Below are 17723 nucleotides of genomic sequence, written 5' to 3'. Positions count from 1 at the left end.
CTCGGACGGATCGGCTCCGTGCTCCTCTACTCGGCCTCGGCCAGCAGCTTCTGGACGCGGCTGACGCCCTCGACGAGGTCCTCGTCACCGAGCGCGTAGGACATCCGGATGTAGCCGGGGGTGCCGAACGCCTCACCGGGCACGACCGCGACCTCGGCCTCTTCGAGGATGAGCTCGGCCAGTTCCGCTGAGGTGCTCGGCCGCCTGCCGCGGATCTTCCTGCCCAGGACGCCCTTGACCGACGGGTAGGCGTAGAAGGCCCCCTGCGGCTCCGGGCACAGCACGCCGTCGATCTCGTTGAGCATCCGGACGATGGTCTTGCGACGGCGGTCGAAGGACTCGCGCATGGCGTCCACGGCGGCCAGGTCGCCGGAGACGGCGGCCAGTGCGGCGGCCTGCGACACGTTGGCGACGTTGGAGGTGGCGTGCGACTGGAGGTTGCCCGCGGCCTTGACCACGTCCTTGGGGCCGATGATCCACCCCACGCGCCAGCCGGTCATGGCGTAGGTCTTGGCCACGCCGCTGACGATCACGGTACGGTCGGCCAGCTCCGGAACCTCGACGGGGATCGAGGAGAACTCGGCGTCGCCGTAGACCAGGTGCTGGTAGATCTCGTCGGTCAGCACCCACAGGCCCTTCTCCAGGGCCCACTGGCCGATCGCGCGGACCTGCTCGCGCGGGTAGACGGCGCCGGTCGGGTTGTTCGGGGAGACGAACACCAGGACCTTGGTGCGTTCGGTGCGCGCGGCCTCCAGCTGTTCGACGCTGGCCAGGTAGCCGGTGGTCTCGTCGGTGGTGACGTACACCGGGACGCCGCCCGCGAGCTTGATCGACTCGGGGTAGGTGGTCCAGTACGGGGCCACGACGATGACCTCGTCACCCGGGTCGAGCATCGCGGCGAAGGCCTCGTAGATGGCCTGCTTGCCGCCGTTGGTCACCAGGATCTGGGAGGGCTCGACCTGGTGGCCGGAGTCGCGGGCGGTCTTCTCGGCGATGGCCTTCTTCAGCTCGGGAAGTCCGCCGGCCGGGGTGTAGCGGTGAAAACGCGGCTCGCGGGCCGCCCCGACTGCGGCGTCGACGATGTAGTCGGGGGTCGGGAAGTCCGGCTCTCCGGCCCCGAAGCCGATGACGGGACGTCCCTCCGCCTTCATGGCCTTGGCCTTCGCGTCGACGGCGAGGGTGGCCGACTCGGAGATAGCGCTGATACGTGCAGAGACTCGCGGTCGCTCAGTCATGTCCTCCATGGTGTCATGCGTCCTCGGCCAGGGCGGCGGGGGACGGTACGCGGCCGCCTCGGCCGCGTGCGACGGGGTTGTCCGGGGAAAGCGGTTTGGTCCCGGTGGCGCGCAGGCCCTAGACTCGTGCGAGCCGACCGTTCGACGGGTCGCGTTCCACGGAGTGGGGTGCGGACCCGGTGCGGACCGGCTATGGTGGGGACGCAGTTTCCGTCCGAGGGCAGTGGCTCAATTGGTAGAGCACCGGTCTCCAAAACCGGCGGTTGGGGGTTCGAGTCCCTCCTGCCCTGCACGAACGCGCGGTGTGGCGGTCGTTTCGGCCGCCGCGCCACGCGGGGCGTTACGGAACTACGGGGATGACCAGCAGCCCGCGACCCTAAGGACCCCAGGTGACCCAGACTGACGCCGACGCCAAGCCCGACAGGGAGCCCAAGCGTCGTACCGGTCCTGTGACCTTCACCAAGCAGGTCGTCGGAGAGCTCCGCAAGGTCCGCTGGCCCACGCGCCGTGAACTGGTCACCTACACCATCGTCGTCCTGGTGTTCGTCGTCCTCGTCCTCAGTTACGTCTCGCTCCTCGACTTCGTCTTCGCCGAGCTCACCACGTGGCTCTACTCCGGGTTCAGCCGGGAGGGCGAGTTCCAGGCGCTGCCGCTGTGGACCAGCGTCGCCACCGGCGGCCTGGCGGTCATCCTCGGCGCCATGGGCATCATGCGCAGCAGGGGCGACTGACGCCGCGGGAACTCGGGCCCGCGCGGGCACGACGGCGGTCCGGATGTGACACCGCTCCCCGTCGTCCTGCACCCGTGCCTGGTCCCATCCGGCGCGCCGAGACCGTAAGCTGACAGGACGGGATTCGACGTCGACCGCTGTCCGGCGCGCGTCGGCCCGCAGTAGCGCATCCGACGAGAGAAAGAGCAGCCGTGTCCGAGTCCCCACTCACCCCTGACGACTTCCCCGAAGAGGAGCCGGGTCAGCCGTCGGAGGAAGAGACCGGCCTGGCGGGCGAGCTGTCCGAGGACGCGGCCGAGCAGTCCGAGGCCGAGGGCCAGGAGTTGGCCGACGAGGCGGACGAGCAGGGCGGTGACGACGAGGACGAGGAGGCCGGGCAGGAGCCCGAGCTCCCCCGACTCGACCCCGTTGAGGAGTTCCGCGCCGAGCTGATGCTGCTCCCCGGAGACTGGTACGTCGTGCACACCTACGCCGGGTACGAGAAGCGGGTCAAGGCCAACGTCGAGAGCCGCACCCAGTCGCTCAACATGGAGGAGTACATCTTCCAGGTCGAGGTGCCCGAGCACGAGGTCACCGAGGTCAAGAGCGGCAAGCGCCAGCAGGTGACCGAGAAGGTGCTGCCCGGCTACGTGCTCGTGCGCATGGACCTGACCGACGAGTCCTGGTCGGCCATCCGCAACACCCCGGGCGTGACCGGCTTCGTGGGCCTGTCCAACAAGCCCGCTCCGCTCAGCCTCACCGAGGTCGCCAAGCTCCTGGCCCCCGAGCCGGAGGAGGAGCCCGAGGAGGAGCGCAGGGCCAAGGCCGCCGCCGGCGCCGGCGAGGTCCGTTCGGACGTCGCCTACGAGGTCGGCGAGTCCGTCACCGTCATGGAGGGCCCGTTCGCGACCCTGCCCGCCACGGTGAGCGAGATCAACCCCGACACCCAGAAGCTCAAGGTGCTCGTGTCGATCTTCGGCCGCGAGACCCCGGTCGAGCTGTCGTTCAACCAGGTCGCCAAGATCTGACCCGTCCGGGCAGTGACCCGACCGACGTAGACTTGGTGGGTCCGCCTCCGGGCGGACCCGCTCGTGCGCTCCGCCTCGCGCGGGGCGCCCCGGCCCGCCCGTTCCCGGCGGTCCGCCGTCCCCGTGCCCGGGGGCGCGCCCTCCCCGGCAGCGGCGCCCGGTGCGGTCCACGTGACCGCGCGGCGCCGTCAGGAGGGCCAGGGGACCAGCACACACCGCGTATCAGGCAAAGGACCCGACATGCCTCCGAAGAAGAAACTGGCCGCACTCGTCAAGGTGCAGCTCCCCGCCGGTCAGGCCACCCCGGCGCCGCCCGTCGGCACCGCACTCGGTCCGCACGGCGTCAACATCATGGACTTCTGCAAGCAGTACAACGCTGCCACGGAGGCCCAGCGCGGCAACGTCATCCCCGTGGAGATCTCCATCTACGAGGACCGTTCCTTCACCTTCGTCACCAAGACGCCCCCGGCGTCCGGGCTGATCCTGAAGGCCGCCGGTCTGGACAAGGCCGCGACCGACCCGGGCCGGAGCACGGCCGGTTCGATCACCGCCGACCAGGTCCGCGAGATCGCGCAGACCAAGCTGCCCGACCTCAACACCGACGACGTCGAGGCCGCCGCCAAGATCGTCGCCGGCACCGCCCGCTCGATGGGCATCGAGGTCAAGTAGCCCCCTCGCACCGGGGCGTCGGGCGATCGCCCGCGCCGCGTGGGGTGTCGACGTCGAGAACCGACAGTGGCAGGGCCAGGCGCTGGCCCACCGACCACACGTTCCAAGGAGAACCGCGTGAAGCGCAGCAAGAACCACCGCAAAGCCAGCGAACTGGTGAACCGTGACAAGCTCTACAGCCCCGCCGAGGCCGTGAAGCTCGCCAAGGAGACCTCCACCACCAAGTTCGACGCGACCGTCGAGGTCGCCCTGCGCCTGGGCGTCGACCCGCGCAAGGCCGACCAGATGGTCCGCGGCACCGTGAACCTGCCCAACGGCACCGGTAAGACCGCTCGGGTCCTGGTCTTCGCGACCGGTGAGCGTGCGGAGCAGGCTCGCGCCGCTGGCGCCGACCACGTCGGCGACGACGACCTCGTCCAGGAGGTCCAGAACGGCTTCCTCGACTTCGACGCCGTCGTCGCCACCCCGGACCTCATGGGCAAGGTCGGCCGCCTCGGCCGCGTGCTCGGTCCGCGTGGTCTCATGCCGAACCCCAAGACGGGCACCGTCACCCCGGACGTGGCCAAGGCCGTGACCGAGATCAAGGGCGGCAAGATCGAGTTCCGTGTCGACCGCCACGGCAACCTGCACTTCATCATCGGCAAGGCGTCCTTCGACGACGCCAAGCTGGTGGAGAACTACCAGGCCGCGATCGACGAGGTGAACCGCCTCAAGCCGTCCGCCGCCAAGGGCCGCTACATCAAGAAGGCCGTGGTCAGCACGTCCATGGGCCCGAGCATTCCGCTCGACGCCTAGGCAGTGTCGTAGGGGTCCTCCGCTTCGCTTGGGACCGGGCTCGGGCGCCCCGAGGGCAGGGATTGCTCATCCCCGGCCGTGACTGAGGCCCGTTCCCCGCTGGCGGCCCGCCTCGTCGTGCGGCGCCCCGGCGGCTCCTGAGCGGCCCGGTCTCCGGACGGCGAACGGCCCCCGGTTCCCTCGTGGAACCGGGGGCCGTCGCCGTGTCGGGACCGAAGCCGGCCACGGTCGGTGATCTCGTCCTCGGCGGGCAGCCCGAAGGAGCTCTCGCCCGGGACGGAGGAGACCAGCGAGACGTCGAACACGTCCTCCTGCGTCGGCGTCGATCCCACGCCGGGTGCTCCCCCTGTCGGATTCCACGGTGTGAGGGGCGCCACGAGTGAGCCGCCCGTCCCGGATCCGTTCCCGGCGTTCCTCCGCGTCCTGTAGCATGGGTACTTGCCGAAGACCGCTGGTCGTCACCCGAACGGGTGACCTAAGGACCCATCCGCGATGGGCGCCCGCGCAGGTGTCACCAGAGCTTTCCCGTTCCGGGCGCGTTCTCTCGCCCCGCGGACGCGGTCGTGCCCCGTGCGCCTCGCGCTCGGGGCCTTTTCTCGTGCAGACGCCGATCGCGTGAGTCCTTGGGAACCAACCAGCGTTCACAGTTGGAAGGAGTCCCATGGCGAGGCCGGACAAGGCCGCCGCGGTCGCCGAACTCACGGAGGAACTCCGCGAGTCGAACGGCGCCGTGCTGGCGGAATACCGGGGACTCACTGTGGCCGGGCTCAACGAGCTCCGCCGCAGCCTCGGCCAGAACGCGCGTTTCCGCGTCGTGAAGAACACGCTGACCAAGATCGCCGTGAGCGAGGCCGGGGTCGACGAGAAGGTCAAGGACCTGCTCGATGGCCCCACCGCCGTCGCTTTCATCCGCGGTGACGTGGTCGAGGTCGCCAAGAGCCTGCGTGACTTCTCGAAGGCGAACGAGCCCCTGGTGATCAAGGGCGGCGTCATCGACGGCAAGTCGATGACGGCCGACGAGGTCACCAAGCTGGCCGACCTGGAGTCCCGCGAGGTGCTTCTCTCGAAGATGGCCGGTGCGCTCAAGGCCAAGCAGGGCCAGGCCGCCGCCGTCTTCCAGGCGCTCCCGACCAAGGCCGTGCGTCTCGCGCAGGCCCTGGCGGACAAGCGCTCCGAGGAAGCGGCCTAGACAACCCGATCCCGGTGGGTGCGGACGTCACCCGCCTCATGGCTCGCACGTGGCGTCGACGGACGCGCGTGTCCGTAGAGAAAGAGAGATCGCATCATGGCGAAGCTCAGCAACGAGGACCTGCTTGCCGCGTTCGAGGAGATGACCCTCCTCGAACTGTCCGAGTTCGTGAAGCTGTTCGAGGACAAGTTCGACGTCGAGGCCGCCGCCCCGGCCGCCGTCGTCGCCGCTGCTCCGGGCGCCGGCGGCGGCGCCGCCGAGGCCGTGGAGGAGAAGGACGAGTTCGACGTCGTCCTCGAATCCGCCGGCGACAAGAAGATCCAGGTCATCAAGGAGGTCCGCGGCCTCACGAGCCTGGGTCTCAAGGAGGCCAAGGACCTGGTCGACAACGCTCCGAAGCCGCTGATGGAGGGCGTCAACAAGGAGACGGCTGACAAGGCCAAGGCCGCCCTTGAGGGCGCCGGCGCCACCGTCACCCTCAAGTAGGTCCCACGCGGGCCGTACGGGCCCGCTGGTACACGCCACGCGGCCGTTCCTCCTCCGGGAGGGGCGGCCGCGTCGTCGTTTCCGCACGGCGGGGCGCTCCCGGGCGGTGGACCGGGCGGGGCGGCCGGGAGGCGCGTGGCCCGGGGTCTGGAGAAAGGTGCCGTTCGCCGGGTTTCGCGCCGTGTCCGACCGCTGTCGGTCGCCCTGGTGTGCGAAGCTGGGGCGGTCGCGGACGGCTGCCGCGGACGTCGCGAGGGGTGTCCGTGTGTGCGAAGTGTCCGCGGGACGCGATAACCTCCGGTCCCGGAGTTCTTGACGGGCCCCGGGAAGAGTGTTTACCCGCCCTGGGCGGGGGAACCCTTCCGGGTGTCCGATGGCTCGCCCCCCGGGGGCCAGGGCAGGCGCGCTGGACCACCCACACGGTCCCGTTCGGCTCCTCGGAGGCGGAATCCGCGGTCGGGTTCCGCACGGAGGACGGCGTTCGGGCTTGACGGATCGCCCGCCACGGGTGATCCTGCCGGTGTCGTGAGTGGCGCCGTGGACCGTGAGTGGACAGCGGTGTGGTGTTCGGCTACACTGCTCTTTTGCGCTGCCCTTTGGTGATCCCTGTGTCGGTGTACGGCTTCCGCCATCCCGTTTTCGTCTGGACACGGTAGCCCGTTCCCGCTCGTGTGACCGTCTCAACCGTGTTGCGGCGGTCCTCCCGTGACGGATCGTCTGGCGTGCGCGCTTCAACCGCCACAAGCCTCGGAAGGACCCCTGTTGGCAGCCTCGCGCAACGCCTCCGCTAACGCCCTTGGTCCGCACCGCGTTTCGTTCGCCCGTATTCAGGAACCGCTTGAGGTCCCGAACCTGCTCGCCCTGCAGACCGAGTCGTTCGACTGGCTGCTGGGCAACGAGAAGTGGAAGACGCGGGTCGAGACGGCCCGAAACGCTGGCCGCAAGGACGTTCCGGAGCAGTCCGGACTCGAAGAGATCTTCGAGGAGATCAGTCCGATCGAGGACTTCTCGGGCACGATGTCGCTGTCGTTCCGCGACCATCGGTTCGAGCCGCCCAAGTACTCCGAAGAGGAGTGCAAGGACAAGGACATGACCTTCTCCGCCCCGATGTTCGTCACGGCGGAGTTCATCAACAACGACACCGGTGAGATCAAGAGCCAGACGGTGTTCATGGGCGACTTCCCGCTCATGACCGTCAAGGGCACCTTCATCATCAACGGCACCGAGCGCGTCGTCGTGTCCCAGCTGGTCCGCTCCCCGGGCGTGTACTTCGACCGGTCGGTCGACAAGAGCTCGGACAAGGACCTGTTCGGCTGCAAGGTCATCCCGTCCCGCGGCGCCTGGCTCGAATTCGAGGTCGACAAGCGCGACTTCGTCGGTGTGCGCATCGACCGCAAGCGCAAGCAGGGCGTCACCGTCCTGCTCAAGGCGCTGGGCTGGACCACCGACCAGATCCTGGAGCGCTTCGGCCAGTACGAGTCGATCCGCAACACGCTGGAGAAGGACCCGACCGCGGGCACCGACGACGCGCTGCTGGACATCTACCGCAAGCTGCGCCCGGGGGAGCCGCCCACGAAGGAGTCGGCCCAGGCGCTGTTGGAGAACCTCTACTTCAACCCCAAGCGCTACGACCTCGCCAAGGTCGGCCGCTACAAGATCAACAAGAAGCTCGGTCTGGAGACCGACTACACCCAGGGCACCCTCACCGAAGAGGACATCGTCGCCACCATCGACTACCTCGTGCGTCTGCACGCGGGTGAGGTCGAGCACGAGACGTCCGTCGGCACCCGGCCGGTCGAGACCGACGACATCGACCACTTCGGCAACCGGCGCCTGCGCACGGTCGGCGAGCTCATCCAGAACCAGGTCCGCCTGGGCCTGGCCCGCATGGAGCGCGTCGTCCGCGAGCGGATGACCACCCAGGACGTCGAGGCGATCACGCCGCAGACCCTGATCAACATCCGCCCCGTCGTGGCCTCCATCAAGGAGTTCTTCGGCACCTCGCAGCTGTCGCAGTTCATGGACCAGACCAACCCCCTGGCCGGTCTGACCCACAAGCGCCGCCTCTCGGCCCTGGGACCGGGCGGTCTGTCCCGTGAGCGCGCGGGCTTCGAGGTCCGCGACGTCCACCCCTCGCACTACGGCCGCATGTGCCCGATCGAGACCCCCGAGGGTCCCAACATCGGTCTGATCGGCTCCCTCGCCGCCTACGGGCGGGTGAACTCCTTCGGGTTCGTCGAGACGCCGTACCGGCGTGTGGTCGACGGCCGCGTCACCGACGAGGTCGACTACCTCACCGCTGACGAGGAGGACCGGTACGTCATCGGCCAGGCCAACACGCCGATGAACCCGGACGGCACCTTCGTCGAGACCCACGTCCTGGTGCGCCGCAAGGGCGAGGAGTTCGAGCAGGTCCGCTCGGACGAGGTCGACTACATGGACGTGTCGCCGCGCCAGATGGTGTCGGTCGCCACCGCCATGATCCCGTTCCTGGAGCACGACGACGCCAACCGCGCGCTCATGGGCTCCAACATGCAGCGCCAGGCCGTGCCGCTGCTGCGCGCGGAGGCCCCGTTCGTCGGCACCGGCATGGAGTACCGCGCCGCGACCGACGCCGGTGAGGTCGTCCTCGCGGACAAGGCCGGCGTGGTCGAGGACGTCACCGCCGACTACGTCACGGTGATGGCCGACGACGGCACCCGCAAGACCTACCGCCTGGGCAAGTTCCAGCGTTCCAACCAGGGCACCTGCTTCAACCAGCGGCCGATCGTGCACGAGGGCCAGCGGGTCGAGGAGTCCCAGGTCCTGGCGGACGGTCCCTCCACCGACCAGGGTGAGATGTCGCTGGGCAAGAACCTGCTCGTGGCGTACATGTCCTGGGAGGGCCACAACTACGAGGACGCGATCATCCTCTCCCAGCGTCTGGTGCAGGACGACGTCCTCTCCTCGATCCACATCGAGGAGCACGAGGTCGACGCCCGTGACACCAAGTTGGGCCCGGAGGAGATCACCCGGGAGATCCCCAACGTCAGCGAGGAGGTCCTGGCCGACCTCGACGACCGGGGCATCATCCGCATCGGCGCCGAGGTCGTCGACGGCGACATCCTCGTCGGCAAGGTGACCCCCAAGGGCGAGACCGAACTGACCCCGGAGGAGCGCCTGCTGCGCGCCATCTTCGGCGAGAAGGCCCGCGAGGTCCGCGACACCTCGCTCAAGGTCCCGCACGGCGAGACCGGCAAGGTCATCGGCGTCCGCGTGTTCAGCCGCGAGGACGGCGACGAGCTCGCCCCGGGCGTCAACGAGATGGTCCGCGTCTACGTCGCCCAGAAGCGCAAGATCACCGACGGCGACAAGCTCGCCGGCCGCCACGGCAACAAGGGCGTCATCGCCAAGATCCTGCCCCAGGAGGACATGCCCTTCCTGGAGGACGGCACGCCGGTCGACATCATCCTCAACCCGCTGGGCGTCCCCGGCCGGATGAACGTCGGTCAGGTCCTGGAGGTCCACCTGGGCTGGCTGGCCAAGAACGGCTGGACGGTCGACGGACTCGACGAACCGTGGAAGCAGTCGCTGAACGACATCGGCGCTCGGAGTCCGAGCCCGACTCCAGGGTGGCCACCCCGGTCTTCGACGGCCTGCGCGGCGACGAGCTCAACGGCCTGATCACGTCGGTCCGACCCAACGCGGACGGCCACCGCCTGATCAACGACGAGGGCAAGGCGCTGCTGTTCGACGGCCGCACCGGTGAGCCGTTCGCCGAGCCGATCTCCGTCGGCTACAAGTACATCCTCAAGCTCCACCACCTCGTGGACGACAAGATCCACGCGCGCTCCACCGGCCCGTACTCGATGATCACCCAGCAGCCGCTGGGCGGTAAGGCGCAGTTCGGCGGTCAGCGCTTCGGTGAGATGGAGGTGTGGGCGCTGGAGGCGTACGGCGCCGCCTACGCCCTCCAGGAGCTGCTCACCATCAAGTCCGACGACGTGGTGGGCCGGGTCAAGGTCTACGAGGCCATCGTCAAGGGCGAGAACATCCCCGAGCCGGGCATCCCTGAGTCCTTCAAGGTGCTCATCAAGGAGATGCAGTCGCTCTGTCTGAACGTGGAGGTGCTGTCCAGTGACGGTATGTCCATCGAGATGCGGGACAGCGACGAGGACGTCTTCCGCGCGGCGGAAGAGCTGGGAATCGACCTGGGTCGCGTGAGCCGAGCAGTGTCGAAGAGGTCTAACTTCCGCGATCTTCGAGAGCAGGGGACGAATTAAGTGCTCGACGTCAACTTCTTCGACGAGCTGCGCATCGGCCTGGCCACGGCCGACGACATCCGCCAGTGGTCGCACGGCGAGGTCAAGAAGCCCGAAACCATCAACTACCGGACCCTCAAGCCCGAGAAGGACGGTCTCTTCTGCGAGAAGATCTTCGGTCCGACCCGGGACTGGGAGTGCTACTGCGGCAAGTACAAGCGCGTCCGCTTCAAGGGCATCATCTGTGAGCGCTGCGGCGTCGAGGTGACCCGCGCCAAGGTGCGCCGCGAGCGGATGGGTCACATCGAGCTGGCCGCGCCCGTCACGCACATCTGGTACTTCAAGGGTGTGCCCTCCCGCCTGGGCTACCTGCTGGACCTGGCGCCGAAGGATCTGGAGAAGATCATCTACTTCGCCGCCTACATGGTCACGTGGGTGGACACCGAGGCCCGTGAACGCGACCTCCAGTCCCTGGAGGCGCGGATCTCGGTGGAGAAGCAGCACCTGGAGCAGCGCCGCGACTCCACCGTGGAGGACCGCCACCGCAAGCTTGAGGCCGACCTGGCCGAGCTGGAGGAGCAGGGCGCCAAGGGCGACGCCCGCCGCAAGGTGCGTGAGGGCGCCGAGCGCGAGATGCGCCAGCTGCGCGACCGGGCCCAGCGCGAGATCGACCGCCTCGACGAGGTGTGGAACCGGTTCAAGAACCTCAAGGTGCAGGACCTTGAGGGCGATGAGATGCTCTACCGCGAGATGCGGGACCGCTTCGGGAAGTACTTCCGCGGCGGCATGGGCGCCCAGGCCATCCAGGACCGGCTCTCCAACTTCGAGCTCGACCAGGAGGCGGAGAAGCTCCGCGAGACCATCCGCACCGGCAAGGGCCAGAAGAAGGCCCGAGCCTCAAGCGGCTCAAGGTCGTCTCAGCGTTCCTCAACACCACCAACAGCCCCATGGGCATGGTGCTCGACTGCATCCCGGTCATCCCGCCGGACCTGCGTCCGATGGTGCAGCTGGACGGTGGCCGCTTCGCGACCTCCGACCTCAACGACCTGTACCGCCGGGTGATCAACCGGAACAACCGCCTCAAGCGTCTGCTCGACCTCGGCGCGCCCGAGATCATCGTCAACAACGAGAAGCGGATGCTCCAGGAGGCCGTCGACGCCCTGTTCGACAACGGCCGCCGCGGCCGCCCGGTCACCGGTCCGGGCAACCGTCCGCTCAAGTCGCTGTCCGACATGCTCAAGGGCAAGCAGGGCCGCTTCCGCCAGAACCTGCTGGGCAAGCGCGTCGACTACTCCGGCCGTTCGGTCATCGTCGTCGGCCCGCAGCTCAAGCTGCACCAGTGCGGACTGCCCAAGCAGATGGCCCTGGAGCTGTTCAAGCCGTTCGTGATGAAGCGCCTGGTCGACCTGAACCACGCGCAGAACATCAAGAGCGCCAAGCGCATGGTCGAGCGGTCCCGCCCGGTCGTGTGGGACGTCCTGGAAGAGGTCATCACCGAGCACCCGGTGCTGCTCAACCGTGCTCCCACCCTGCACCGCCTGGGCATCCAGGCCTTCGAGCCGCAGCTGGTCGAGGGCAAGGCCATCCAGATCCACCCGCTCGTGTGCACGGCGTTCAACGCCGACTTCGACGGTGACCAGATGGCCGTGCACCTGCCGCTGTCCGCCGAGGCCCAGGCCGAGGCGCGGCTGCTGATGCTGGCCACCAACAACATCCTCAAGCCGTCCGACGGCAAGCCCGTGACCATGCCCACCCAGGACATGATCATCGGTCTGTACTACCTGACGACGGAGAAGACCGACGCCAAGGGCGAGGGGCGGGCGTTCCTGTCCCCGGCCGAGGCGATCATGGCCTACGACATCGGGGACCTGGACCTGCAGGCGAGGATCCGCCTGCGGATCGCCGACGGCGCTCCCGCGCCCAAGGACTGGACACCGCCGGAGAACTGGCAGCAGGGCGAGCCGTACACCCTGGAGACGACGCTGGGCCGGTACCTCTTCAACGAGGCCACCCCGGTCGACTACCCCTACGTCAACTTCCAGGTGGGCAAGAAGCAGGTCTCGACCCTGGTCAACGACCTGGCCGAGAACTACCCCAAGGTCCAGGTCGCCACGACCCTGGACGCCCTGAAGGACGCCGGTTACCGCTGGGCCACCCGGTCCGGTCTGACCATCGGCATCGAGGACGTCGTCGCGCCTCCGGCCAAGACGGAGATCCTTGAGGGGTACGAGCGCAAGGCCGACAAGATCCAGCGCGAGTACGACCGCGGTCTCATCACCGACGACGAGCGCCGTCAGGAGCTCACCGAGGTGTGGACCCAGGCCACCGCCGAGGTCGCCCGGAACATGGAGGAGAACTTCCCCGCCGACAACCCGGTGTGGATGATGGTCCAGTCCGGCGCCCGCGGCAACCCGATGCAGGTGCGTCAGATCGCCGGTATCCGCGGTCTGGTCTCCAACACCAAGGGCGAGACGATCCCGCGTCCGATCAAGTCCTCCTACCGCGAGGGCCTGTCCGTCCTGGAGTACTTCATCTCCACGCACGGTCAGCGCAAGGGTCTGGCGGACACCGCGCTGCGTACCGCCGACTCGGGTTACCTGACCCGTCGTCTGGTGGACGTGGCGCAGGACGTCATCGTCCGCGAGGTCGACTGCGGCACGGACCGCTCGCTGTGGCACGAGATCGGTGAGAAGTCCGCCTCCGGCGTCGTCGTGCGCAAGCACAACGTCGAGAACACCGGCTTCGGCCGTACCCTCGCCGAGGACACCGTGGACGCGGACGGCAACGTCGTCCTGCCCGCGCTGTCCGACACCTCCGAGCAGAACATCGACAGGCTGATCGCCGCGGGCATCACCCGCGCGCGGATCCGTTCGTCGCTGACCTGCGAGGCGAAGATCGGCGTGTGCTCCACCTGCTACGGCCGGTCCATGGCTACCGGCAAGCCGGTGGACGTCGGTGAGGCGATCGGCATCATCGCGGCGCAGTCCATCGGTGAGCCCGGCACCCAGCTGACCATGCGGACCTTCCACATGGGTGGTTCGGCCGGTCAGGACATCACCCACGGTCTGCCCCGTGTCCAGGAGCTCTTCGAGGCCCGCATCCCCAAGGGTGTGGCGCCGATCTCGGAGGTCGAGGGCCGGATCCGGATCGACGACACGGAGAAGAGCCGTAAGATCGTCGTCATCCCGGACGACGGCACGGACGAGATCGCCTACCCGGTGCCGATGCGCGCCCAGCTCCTGATCAGCGACGACGACCACGTGTCGGTCGGCCAGCAGCTGATCCAGGGGGCGATCAACCCGCACGAGGTGCTCCGTATCCAGGGCCCGCGCGCGGTGCAGCAGCACCTCGTGTCTGAGGTCCAGGAGGTGTACAAGTCGCAGGGTGTGTCCATCCACGACAAGCACATCGAGATCATCGTCCGCCAGATGCTCAAGCGGGTGAACATCCTGGAGTCGGGTGACACCGAACTGCTGCCGGGTGAGATGGTCGAGCGGCCGAAGTTCGAACGGATCAACCGCCGCGTCGTGTCCGAGGGCGGACAGCCCGCGGCCGGACGCCCGGTGCTGCTGGGCATCACCAAGGCCTCGCTGGCCACGGAGTCCTGGCTGTCGGCGGCCTCCTTCCAGGAGACCACCCGGGTGCTGACCGAGAACGCGATCCACGGCAAGAGCGACCCGTTGCTCGGCCTGAAGGAGAACGTCATCATCGGTAAGCTCATCCCGGCCGGTACCGGTATTCCGCAGTACCGCAACATCCGGGTCGAGCCGACCGAGGAGGCCAAGGCTCGATGTACTCGGTCTCCGGCTACGAGGAGCCCAGCGAGTACACCTTCGGACAGGGGTCGGGCGAGGCCGTTCCACTGGAGGAGTACGACTTCGGGCCGTACAACCGGTAAGAGCGGTTGGCTGAACGGACGGCGGCGGTCCACCACCTCCCCTGGGGGGTGGTGCCGCCGCCGTTTCACGTCGTCGATCCGCACATCGCGGTGTGGATGGGGAGAGAGCGCTTCGGCGCTGTCGGGAGAGCAGGCACACAGTGACTGATAACGGGGGCGGACGGGACTCGGGCTCGCGGGACGAGGACTCGTGGTTCAAGCCGAGCGAGAACCGCTACCGCTCGCAGTCGGAGTACCAGGACCCGTTGGAGGACGGGACGACCGGCGACACGGTCTTCCCGGACAGCGGAGGCTACGCGGGGCTGAGCACCTCGCGGCCGCCCATGGTCGAGCCGTATCCGGAGGCGCTGGGAGCACCGCCTCCGCTGAGCCCGTCGACGCCGGGGGCCATCTCCTACCCCGGTGCGGGGGCGTCGGCCTACGAGCCCCTGACGCGGATTCCCGGGGAGCCCGAACCGCGCGACGAGCCGAACATCCCGGGGATCGCCGCGAGCGCGGAGGTTCCGCTGCCGCCGGAGGGCCCGGAGGGCGCCGACCGGGCCGACGCCCCGTGGTCCGCCGAGTCCACCGACACCTGGGCGGCCGAGCCGTGGTCCCCGGAGGCCTTCGCCGACCGGGGCGTCGGATCGTACTCCGACGGTTCCGCGCGCGATGAGGCTCCCCGGTCCGTGGAGCCCGGGTCGGTCGGAGGCGATCGGTCGTGGTCGTCGGAGGACTCCGTGGACGCGGGTGCGCGGTCCGGTGGGGCGTCGTGGTCGTCGGAGGCTGATGGGGACGGGTGGTCCTCGTCGCTCGTCGGCGGGTCATCGGGTGCGGTGTCTGACGAGTTCGGGTCGTCCGATCCGTTCGGTTCCTCGGAGGGGACCGGCTGGGACGCGGAGCACGGCGCAGGCGACCGACCGTGGGCGGCCGATCCGGCGGAGGGTTCCGACAAGGCTGCGTGGTCCGCGAGCGTCGACGTGCCGTCGGCCGGTGAACCGTGGGCCTCCGACGCAGCTGAGGGGGGTGTCGGGCCGCGAACCGGCGGTGAGGCGCTGTGGGCGTCGGACGACGACGCTCCCTGGTCAGGGTCGGTCGGAGGCGATCGGTCGTGGTCGTCGGAGGACTCCGTGGACGCGGGTGCGCGGTCCGGTGGCGTGGGTGGGGCGTCGTGGTCGTCGGAGGCCGATGGGGACGGGTGGTCCTCGTCGCTCGTCGGCGGGTCATCGGGTGCGGTGTCCGACGAGTTCGGGTCGTCCGATCCGTTCGGTTCCTCGGAGGGGACCGGCCGGGACGCGGAGCACGGCGCAGGCGACCGACCGTGGTCCCCGGGCGCGGACGACGACGCTCCCTGGTCCGCAGACGGCGTGGAGGCGCCGGGCGAGGACCGGTGGGCCTCCGACGCGTCCTTCGACCAGGCGGTCGAGCCGAGGCGCGGCGAGGAGGCCTGGTCGTCGTCCGGGTCCGCGGTGTCGTCCGGGCCGTTGACCCCCGAGCCCTACGGTCAGTCCGGCGATTCCGCGTGGGACGCGGAGTCCCGTGGGCGTGACGAGTTCTGGGCGTCCGATCGCGCGACGGGCTCCGAACGGGCGTCGTGGCCCACGAGCGACGACGTGTCGTCGGCCGATGAGCCGTGGCAGCCGGACGCGCCGCTGGATCAGGGCGTCGATGCTCGGTCCGGCGCTTCCGGCCCGGGCGAGGAGTCCTGGCCCCGGGCGTCCGACGATCCCCCGTCACCCGAGCCGTACGCGGGCTCGAACGGGTCGGGATGGGACGCCGGGTCCGCTGTGCGTGATGAGCCGTGGGCGTCCGACGAGGTTTCCGGCGACGCCCGGTGGGAGCCCGACGCCGCCCTGGACGGGGGCGCCGGCCTCGGGTCCGGCGGAGCGGCCCGGGAGGGGGAGCCCTGGTCGCCGTCCGGGTCCGCGGTGTCGTCCGGGCCGTTGACCCCCGAACCGTACGGTTCCTCGGGCACGTCCGAGTGGGACACGGAGTCCCGGTGGCGTGACGAGCCCTGGACACCCGACGCGGCCCTGGAGCGGGTCGACGACACCTGGTCTTCGACCACCCCCGCGGCCGACGAGCCCTGGACCCCCGGCGACGACGGACCCGGAGCCCGGTCCGCGCGTCCCTCGGCGAGCGGACCTGACACCTGGGAGGACGAACTCGGACCGCGGTCGGACGCGCCCCCCTCATGGGACGGGCGCACCGACGACCTCGACACCTGGGCCGGGGCGGGCGGACCCGCGACGGACCGCTACGACGACGAGCTCTCGCCCGCCCCCGGCGGCAGCGGCAACACGTGGGCTTTCTCCCGCGAGGACGCCCGCCTGCCCGAGTCGGTGCGTGAGGCCGAGCGGCGGCGCCGTGAGAGCGGACCCGCCGAGCCCGAGTACCGCGACTGGGGCGCGGACTCCGGGGAGCAGGACGCCGACGACCCCGGTGCGCGGGCCGGAGCGACGCAGATGTTCGACGCGCTCCCGTACGACGGGGCGGAGGACGCCTACGCCGGCCAGACGTACGACTCGCGGTACCACGACACCGGCTACGACGGAGACCCCGACGAGATCGAGGACGGGTACGACTACGACGACCCCGATCCGGGGATTCCGTCTGACCTCGGACGCGCGCCGGAGACGGAACCGGAACCGGAGCCCGAGTACGACGACGGCTTCACCCCCGCCGACTACGGCATGCCGGTGGACCGGTCGAAGGCGCGTCGCAGGCGCGACCCGATCGCGAGCGACTTCCCGGGCTTCGACGACCGTCCGCCCGGCGGCGAGGCGGGCGACGCCTACCCCGGCTACGACAGCATCGACTTCCTCGCCGACACCGAGCGGGGGGCGCTCCTCACGCTGTGGCTGGGTCTGGCCTCGCTGCTGCCGGGCATCGGTCTGGTCACGGCTGTGCTGGCGCTGCTCGTCACCGGCCCCAGGGCCAAGCGGGCGATCCGCGGCTCGGGGGGCGCCTCGACGGGCTGGGCCTCATCACCGCCGGCACCGCCTTGGCCGTGGTCGGCGTCCTGGTCTCGGTGATCTCCGTCGCCCTGGTCTTCGTCCTCTAGCACACCGGGCGCGCCCCGGGACGTCCCGGGGCGGGCCCCGGTCAGGTGTGGGCGACTCCATCCCCCTTCCCTGGGGAAACCTGGGACGAAAGGAGCGGCGAAGCGCGTAGACTGGGGGCGACCCACGGCTACGCGAGGATCGGGTTCACGGTTCTCGCCATGTCGCACACCGTTTTGACCGTGCACACGGCGGGCGGTAGCCTGTGTGATTGTGCCCGTGAGTCGACGGGTCACACGTGTGTGTGCGGCGCCTTTCGCCCGACCGGGAGCGGCTTGACCCTTCCGAGATTCGGCACTGGCGTGCCGCTCATGTGAACCCCCTCCCAGCAACGGCCCCAGGCCGGGTGTGTTCGGCTTCGCCGTGCGCCAGAACAGGTGCGACACGCCCGACATCGGGGGTCGGGGAGATTCGGGAAATCCAGCAGGTCA

The 17723-nt window shown here is 69.4% G+C and carries 8 protein-coding genes, 1 tRNA gene and 3 pseudogenes; 10 read left to right on the top strand and 2 right to left on the bottom strand.

What is annotated here, in order from left to right:
* Nucleotides 1–26: 26 nt before the first annotated feature.
* The gene (locus tag BJF83_RS25495) at nt 27–1235 is read right to left on the bottom strand and encodes a pyridoxal phosphate-dependent aminotransferase (protein ID WP_075928360.1); all 1209 of its coding nucleotides are present in this window, start codon (nt 1233–1235) and stop codon (nt 27–29) included.
* Between the two features lie 217 nt (nt 1236–1452).
* On the opposite strand from BJF83_RS25495, the gene BJF83_RS25490 reads away from it, so the two are divergent.
* The 5 genes and pseudogenes from BJF83_RS25490 to rplA all read left to right on the top strand — a co-directional run bounded on the left by BJF83_RS25490 (nt 1453) and on the right by rplA (nt 4437).
* Nucleotides 1453–1525, top strand: a tRNA-Trp gene (locus tag BJF83_RS25490).
* Nucleotides 1526–1624: 99 nt separating this feature from the next.
* Nucleotides 1625–1864: pseudogene (secE, locus tag BJF83_RS25485) on the top strand (preprotein translocase subunit SecE); the annotation flags it as partial.
* Between the two features lie 293 nt (nt 1865–2157).
* Complete coding sequence (nusG, locus tag BJF83_RS25480; protein WP_075928314.1) at nt 2158–2973, top strand: transcription termination/antitermination protein NusG; 816 nt, start codon at nt 2158–2160, stop codon at nt 2971–2973.
* 240 nt (nt 2974–3213) lie between these two features.
* Nucleotides 3214–3642: a 50S ribosomal protein L11 gene (gene rplK / locus BJF83_RS25475; protein ID WP_075928313.1), complete on the top strand. Its 429-nt coding sequence runs from the start codon at nt 3214–3216 to the stop codon at nt 3640–3642.
* A 117-nt stretch (nt 3643–3759) separates the two neighbouring features.
* On the top strand, nt 3760–4437 hold the full coding sequence (gene rplA, locus BJF83_RS25470) for a 50S ribosomal protein L1 (protein WP_075928312.1): 678 nt from the start codon (nt 3760–3762) through the stop codon (nt 4435–4437).
* Here rplA and BJF83_RS25465 read toward each other — a convergent pair.
* Complete coding sequence (locus BJF83_RS25465) at nt 4434–4769, bottom strand: hypothetical protein (protein WP_075928311.1); 336 nt, start codon at nt 4767–4769, stop codon at nt 4434–4436. The two genes, rplA and BJF83_RS25465, sit on opposite strands and share 4 nt — an antisense overlap.
* A gap of 329 nt (nt 4770–5098) precedes the next feature.
* Between BJF83_RS25465 and rplJ the strand changes: the two genes are divergently transcribed.
* The 5 genes and pseudogenes from rplJ to BJF83_RS25440 all read left to right on the top strand — a co-directional run bounded on the left by rplJ (nt 5099) and on the right by BJF83_RS25440 (nt 17265).
* The gene (rplJ, locus tag BJF83_RS25460; RefSeq protein ID WP_075928310.1) at nt 5099–5626 is read left to right on the top strand and encodes a 50S ribosomal protein L10; all 528 of its coding nucleotides are present in this window, start codon (nt 5099–5101) and stop codon (nt 5624–5626) included.
* A gap of 96 nt (nt 5627–5722) precedes the next feature.
* Nucleotides 5723–6112, top strand: coding sequence for a 50S ribosomal protein L7/L12 (rplL, locus tag BJF83_RS25455; protein ID WP_075928309.1), 390 nt, complete (start codon nt 5723–5725; stop codon nt 6110–6112).
* Nucleotides 6113–6874: 762 nt separating this feature from the next.
* Nucleotides 6875–10340, top strand: a pseudogene (rpoB, locus tag BJF83_RS25450) (DNA-directed RNA polymerase subunit beta).
* Between the two features lie 34 nt (nt 10341–10374).
* A pseudogene (locus tag BJF83_RS25445) lies at nt 10375–14251 on the top strand (DNA-directed RNA polymerase subunit beta').
* A gap of 140 nt (nt 14252–14391) precedes the next feature.
* On the top strand, nt 14392–17265 hold the full coding sequence (locus tag BJF83_RS25440; RefSeq protein WP_075928308.1) for a hypothetical protein: 2874 nt from the start codon (nt 14392–14394) through the stop codon (nt 17263–17265).
* The last annotated feature ends 458 nt before the right edge of the window (nt 17266–17723 follow it).

Origin of the sequence: Nocardiopsis sp. CNR-923 (genome assembly GCF_001942255.1) — a bacterium.
In the GTDB taxonomy this organism is placed as follows: Bacteria; Actinomycetota; Actinomycetes; order Streptosporangiales; family Streptosporangiaceae; genus Nocardiopsis.
This window is presented reverse-complemented; position numbering and strand designations above follow the sequence as displayed.